General features: G+C 37.1%; 4 protein-coding genes and 2 pseudogenes. 4 read left to right on the forward strand and 2 right to left on the reverse strand.

The window, feature by feature from the left end; translation table 11 throughout:
• Nucleotides 1–374 precede the first annotated feature (374 nt).
• Together FT993_RS02985 and FT993_RS12475 are read left to right on the forward strand one after the other, a co-directional pair.
• Nucleotides 375–1760, forward strand: a complete 1386-nt coding sequence (locus FT993_RS02985; protein WP_147861053.1) for a TrpB-like pyridoxal phosphate-dependent enzyme — start codon at nt 375–377, stop codon at nt 1758–1760.
• Between the two features lie 555 nt (nt 1761–2315).
• Nucleotides 2316–2459 (forward strand): annotated as a pseudogene (locus FT993_RS12475) (transposase); the annotation flags it as partial.
• A 76-nt stretch (nt 2460–2535) separates the two neighbouring features.
• On the opposite strand, the gene FT993_RS02990 reads toward FT993_RS12475, so the two are convergent.
• On the reverse strand, nt 2536–3300 hold the full coding sequence (locus FT993_RS02990; protein WP_147861054.1) for a TrkA C-terminal domain-containing protein: 765 nt from the start codon (nt 3298–3300) through the stop codon (nt 2536–2538).
• 510 nt (nt 3301–3810) lie between these two features.
• Between FT993_RS02990 and FT993_RS12480 the strand changes: the two genes are divergently transcribed.
• Both FT993_RS12480 and FT993_RS03000 read left to right on the forward strand, forming a co-directional pair.
• Complete coding sequence (locus FT993_RS12480) at nt 3811–4437, forward strand: putative quinol monooxygenase (RefSeq protein WP_147861055.1); 627 nt, start codon at nt 3811–3813, stop codon at nt 4435–4437.
• A gap of 80 nt (nt 4438–4517) precedes the next feature.
• Entirely contained in the window at nt 4518–5381 is an 864-nt protein-coding gene (locus FT993_RS03000) for a helix-turn-helix domain-containing protein (RefSeq protein ID WP_147861056.1), read from the forward strand.
• Nucleotides 5382–5487: 106 nt separating this feature from the next.
• On the opposite strand, the pseudogene FT993_RS03005 reads toward FT993_RS03000, so the two are convergent.
• Nucleotides 5488–6000 (reverse strand): annotated as a pseudogene (locus tag FT993_RS03005) (transposase); the annotation flags it as partial.

Raw genomic sequence — 6000 nt, forward strand, 5'->3', positions numbered from 1 at the left:
TTAAACAAAGTAAAATCTGTAAAAAACAAACTAAAAAATCATGTTAAATATGTAAGGACGAAATATTTTTGCTGATTTCTGTGATTTTTTTTGATGATTTAAATATCTGATAATTAAAAACTTGTACAAGAAATTAGTAATTAGGCTTAAATTTTTTTCCTTTTTTATTTTTTGAAAGTAAAAAGTTTAAATAAATTTGCAGACACAATGAGAAAATTAACTTTAAATAAAACTTGGTGGTGGCACAGCTTAAAACAGGCGTGCTACTTTGCTATTGGTATATATTAAAGTTATAATCTCTTCGAGAGAAAAGCCCGTCTGTAATTTTTTACAGACGGGCTTTTTTATTTTATCAATTTTTAATTTTTTATTTTATGACAAAAAAGATTTATCTACCCGAAAATGAAATGCCTAAGCAATGGTATAATATTGTGGCCGATATGCCCCAGAAACCATTGCCTCCTTTAGACCCTAAAACTTTAGAACCACTGGCACCCGAAGCTTTAGAACCCATTTTACCTAAAGCCTTGATAGCACAAGAAATGAGTCATGAACGCTATATTGATATTCCCGATGAGGTTTTAAAAAAATACCATGTTTACAGGCCTTCTCCGCTTTTTCGGGCTAGTGGTTTAGAGAAAGCATTGGGTTATTCGGGTAAAATTTATTACAAGTACGAAGGCGTTAGCCCAAGTGGGTCCCACAAACCTAACACAGCGCTAGCTCAAGCGTACTACAACAAAGAAGAGGGGATTAAAAAATTAACCACCGAAACTGGAGCAGGGCAATGGGGTACGGCCTTAGCCTATGCCTGTGCACAATTTGACTTGGAGTGTGAGGTATATATGGTGAATGTAAGTTTTAAACAAAAACCCTATCGAAAAATTTTAATGAACACCTTTGGAGCACAGGTATATGCTAGTCCGTCACAACGTACCCAAGCGGGAAGAGCTGTTTTAGAAGATAATCCAAATCATACCGGAAGCTTAGGTATAGCAATATCTGAGGCAGTAGAGCGAGCCGTGCAAGAAAATGATACAAAATATTCTTTGGGTTCGGTTTTAAATCACGTGCTATTGCACCAGACTATAATTGGTTTGGAAACACAAAAACAATTGGCAATGGACAATGCCCAAGCCGATGTAATTGTCGCACCCTTGGGTGGGGGGTCTAATTTTGCCGGTTTAGCTTTTCCTTTTTTAAAGGATAAAATGCAAGGAACTTCCAATACGCGATTTGTAGCGGTAGAACCCAGTAGTTGCCCAAAGCTTACGCAAGGGAAATTTAGGTACGATTTCGGCGATAATCAAGGATACACTCCTTTAATGCCTATGTATACCTTAGGTCATAATTTTGTGCCTGCAGGAATTCACGCAGGAGGATTACGTTACCATGGCGCTAGTGTTTTATGTAGTCAGCTTCTAAAAGACGGTTTTATTGAGGCAAAGGCTATTGATCAACTTACTTGTTTTGAAGCTGGAATATTATTCGCTAAAGCGGAAGGAATTGTCGCAGCACCAGAATCAACCCACGCTATAGCGCAAATTATTCGGGAAGTAGAGCATGCCAAAATAGAAGGCTCTCAAAAAACAATAGTGTTTAACCTATCGGGTCACGGATTTGTTGATATGGCGGCTTATGGCGATTACTTAGACAATAAGCTCACCAATCACCGCGTAGATAATATAGCTGTTCAAAAAAGTTTAGATAAAATTAAGCGGTATCAACCCGAAACTTTTTTAAAAGAAACCACTCATTGAAGGTCAATTAATGTGCTAAGATAAATCCCTATTCGTGTAAACACCAATAGGGTTTTTTTTATCTCTTTCTTAACTATATAAAACGCTAATCGATTAAAATCCTATAATTCCGCATATTACCATATTATTAGATTTTGAAGGAAGACGCATTTATGCTAAAAAACGATAAGGGAATATCTGATTTTTCCTGGATAAAAGAAATTAGTCAAAAAATACGATACTCAATATTATCACTGTAATGTTCATGATAAGATACAACCTGTTGATGTTTTTTATGGCATGGCGGCTAAAAATTAATGCGATGGCACAGCAAAGCAAACCTAAATAGTTAGCCCTAAACCTTCCTCTTAGCCAATGGGGTAAGTAACTTTTAAATATCTGAACGCGTTCTGGTTGGCTTTCGCCTGAATTATAGGCGTATATCCATAAACCGAGTACTACAATTCGTATCGATGGATATGTAAGCTTCCTTTAAATCCGAACTGTTTAAAAATTAGAATTTTAATCTTAAATTTGAACAGTGTTATGAGAAAAGGTAAATCATCATCGCAATAAATTGCAAGAATTTTAAAAGAGTTCGACAACGGAAAGAGTGTTGAGTAGATAAGCCGTGAGCACGGTGTCAGTGCTGCTGCGTTTAACATATGGCGTTCCAAATATGCTGGAATGAACTCAAAGGAACAAAAAAAGCTTACAGAGACATTTCTTTATTGATTCCCCGAGAGGTACGGGAGATAATTGCATATTTCACAAAAATACTACCTGAAACAGCGTGTTATGCAGCATTCATTCGTTCCATTTGCTGCCGCTGTTCATCAAGATCACGCATATGCTCGGCTTTTGCTTCACGATGGGCAGCTTGATTACCTAACGCCCGGGTAGAAAGTTCAGCCAGGCGATTTTGTCGACCGTATAGGACAAGCAGATCTGCAGTCCGAAGGCGGAGTTCCCCTGGTGGAACCCCAATATAGTCTTCGCCAGACCGCTGGACTCCGAGTACGAGAACACCCTCATCTTCCAGGCTGAGTTCACCTATCGTGCGGTTCGCCAACCAAATATGTTCTCCAATTTCAATCTCAGCAATGCGATAATCCTCTCGAAGATGAAGCAAAGCAGCATAATCTCTTAAATCAAGCGTGGTGTAGCGGGCTAATAAACGTTCAATAATAGGCGTAAGAATTCGGTTGAATATCCGGTTTCGCGCTAGTCCTAAGATCAGAAATATTCCTAATACTAGTACCAGCAGACGCTCCGGTGTTGCCTGTCCGGCTCCAACGAACGAGAGCAGTAGTGTTGCAATAGAAGTCACTACACCTACAGAGCCAAGCCGAATAAGTAAAGAAGCAATCCTGCGTCGTGCTGGATGTTTCACGATGTTCTCTGCTTCGCCGGTTGTGAATCCCGCACCCGAGAAGGCTGAGAGCGCTTGAAATTGTGCTACTTCCTCCGATAAACCTGTCATCATAAATGCCACGGCACCTATACGGACCACCAGCATAGAGAGTGCTAAAACAATGAGAAGGGAAACGACAGAAATCATGGCAACTACTTTTTTTGAAACAAGACCTCAAAATATAACTATAATAGGCTGCAAATTTACAGTCTATCAATCGTTAGGTTTTTAAGAATTCATTAAAACATTCTGTTATAAATATAAGAATTTTGTTTGAGCATAACTGCGAATGGCAGAACAACCGGGTCAAAATTTCCTAAAACGTATTGGGGATTCGTCAGAGCAGAGAACCTGAATTTGTCAGCTTAGTATTAGTTTGTTGGTCAAGTTAATTATTTTCTTACTAACAGAGCCGCTTTTTGGCGATGAACCGTTGTGTGTGCCTTGAATGGTAAATATAGTTCTTCATTGTCACTGGAAAATTGTCCATGCTTAAGTCTCTTATCTCCATTCCAAGGCTCCTTATTTAGTTTGACATTTGTAGTGTAACAAAAATAAGTCAAAATGAAATTTAAAAGTTTAATCAAATTAAGTAGCCTAGTTCTAATTCTAGGGATAACAATTCAAACATTTTCTCAATCTAAAAAAAGTAATATTATGGACAACACAAAAAATGAAAACATCGGATTATTAGTAACCATGAAAGCGAAAAAAGGTAAGGAGCAAGAAGTTAAAGAGTTTCTTCTAGGTGGTTTTTCATTGGTAAATGCAGAACCAAAAACTGAATCTTGGTTTGCATTTCAAATAGATGAACAAACTTTCGGAATTTATGACACATTTAAAGCTGAAGAAGGCAGACAGGCACACTTAAAAGGAGAAGTGGCAAAAGCCTTATTGGCCAATGCTGAAGAACTTTTAGAAGGTTTTGATTCTAGCAGAGACATTAAGACCGTTGATGTTCAGGCAAGTAATCATAAAGTGGGTAATCAGAATAAGGGATTGTTGGTGATTATGAAAGCTAAAGAAGGAAAGACATCTGAAGTGGAGGATTTCTTACAAGCGGGCAAGTCATTGGTAAGTTCTGAGCCTGCAACTTTATCTTGGTATGCTATTAAAATCAATGAAGAAACCTATGCCATTTTCGATACGTTTGCAGATGACGCTGGCAGAGATGCTCATTTGAATGGAAAAGTAGCAGCAGCGTTGATGGAAAATGCGCCTGTAATTTTGGAAGGCTTTGATGCTTCAGCAATTCAAAAAATTAACATTCTAGCTTCAAAATAAATATTTGATTTAAGATAGGAGAGGAGTGCTTTTGGCATTCCTTTTTTTTAAATTTGAATGAGCTTAAAATTAAATTTAGTATGGCCCAAATAATTATAGACAAACAAAACGGGGAACTTGCGTTTAGATTAGAAGAGTTCAACGACCTAAGCCAGTTTGATCATTTACAAAGAAGAAATTATTATTCTATCGTTTTATTAAATGGAACTAGCTATGAACTAAGCGTTGATTTTCAAAGTTTTGAATTGCAAGGAAATCAAATGATTTGTTTGGCTCCGTATCAACCTTTCATGATACGGTCTGAAGAAAAGTGTCATGGTTATTTATTGAATTTTCATCCCGATTTTTTTTGTACATATAGACATCAAAACGAAATAGAGACCGAAGGATTCCTTTTTAATAATTTCCATGGTTTACCCTATTTTACTGTAAATGAGCAAAGCCTATTTCTTAATTTGATTGATCAAATTTCGAAAGAGATGGACAAAGACTCAATCGCTCAGCATGAAGTTCTTGTGGCATTTTTAAAAGTGTTTTTAATAGAAGCGGTCAGACAAAAGAAACAATTTGATCAACAATTAACTCCCAGAACGTCAGATTCAAAAACAGAAATTTTACAAAATTTAGTCGATGCAATAGAGAGTAATTATTGCAAACTCCATTCTCCCCAGGAATACGCAGATGAACTAAGTGTAAGTCCTAAAACTTTAGCCGGTATCGTTAAGAAATACCTCAATCAAACGACTTCATCCTTAATTTCAAATAGGATTATTATTGAGGCGAAACGAGAACTTTATCTAACTACTAAACCAGTGAAACAAGTTGCTGCTTTTTTAGGTTATGACGATGAATTCTATTTCAGTCGTTTTTTTAAAAAGAAGGTAGGAGTATCACCTGATATTTATCGTAAGACAGTTGGTTTTGCTAAACTAGAGTCAAATTAATTGCTCATAACGGCAGTCTCGAAACTATCAATTAATTCTCTTAAAAATACTATTTTTCCGATTTTTGGTGAAATTTATCGATGAATCGATACTTTTTGGAGGATTTTTGTGCGGTATAACATACTTCGGTAATCATCCCACGCACAATTTGGTGCCTGCTGTCTGGATCTGATGTAGATAATTGCGGGTTTTCTGTACTGGTGTTTTCTTTCAGTTCTTTTTGAATCTGTTCGTATTTCACACGTTGTACCTTACGTTGGGCAATCTCTTTTTTTATCTCAGTTTTATTATCCTTGTCGGCTTGGGCTAGAGCTTTGTTATGGGCAGCGAGCTTTTGATCTATATAATCTAGGTGGCGTTGCACCTTCTTGTTATTATAGTTGTTTTTCTTACTGTTCTGAGCTCTTAATTTTGTTGAATCTCCGGCGATAAGTTCGCCGCCTATAAGATTAAAATTTTTGGCAATGCTAACACTCGCCCTAAACACACGAGCGATTGCCTTTGGATTGTTTTTTCTAAAGCGTGCAATGGTATTATGGTCTGGCTTTAGGTTTTTTAAAAGCCAAATAACTTCCAGATTGCGGTGACATTCTTTTTCTAGGTGGCGTGAAGAACGCAT

It is taken from the genome of Mesonia sp. HuA40 (assembly GCF_008017835.1).
In the GTDB taxonomy this organism is placed as follows: Bacteria; Bacteroidota; Bacteroidia; order Flavobacteriales; family Flavobacteriaceae; genus Mesonia.

What these genes read in the sequence shown, in the direction of transcription:
- FT993_RS02985 (WP_147861053.1), top strand. Translation starts at nt 375, where the DNA reads ATGACAAAAAAGATTTATCTACCCGAAAATGAAATGCCTAAGCAATGG.
- FT993_RS02990 (WP_147861054.1), bottom strand. Translation starts at nt 3,300, where the DNA reads ATGATTTCTGTCGTTTCCCTTCTCATTGTTTTAGCACTCTCTATGCTG.
- FT993_RS12480 (WP_147861055.1), top strand. Translation starts at nt 3,811, where the DNA reads ATGGACAACACAAAAAATGAAAACATCGGATTATTAGTAACCATGAAA.
- FT993_RS03000 (WP_147861056.1), top strand. Translation starts at nt 4,518, where the DNA reads ATGGCCCAAATAATTATAGACAAACAAAACGGGGAACTTGCGTTTAGA.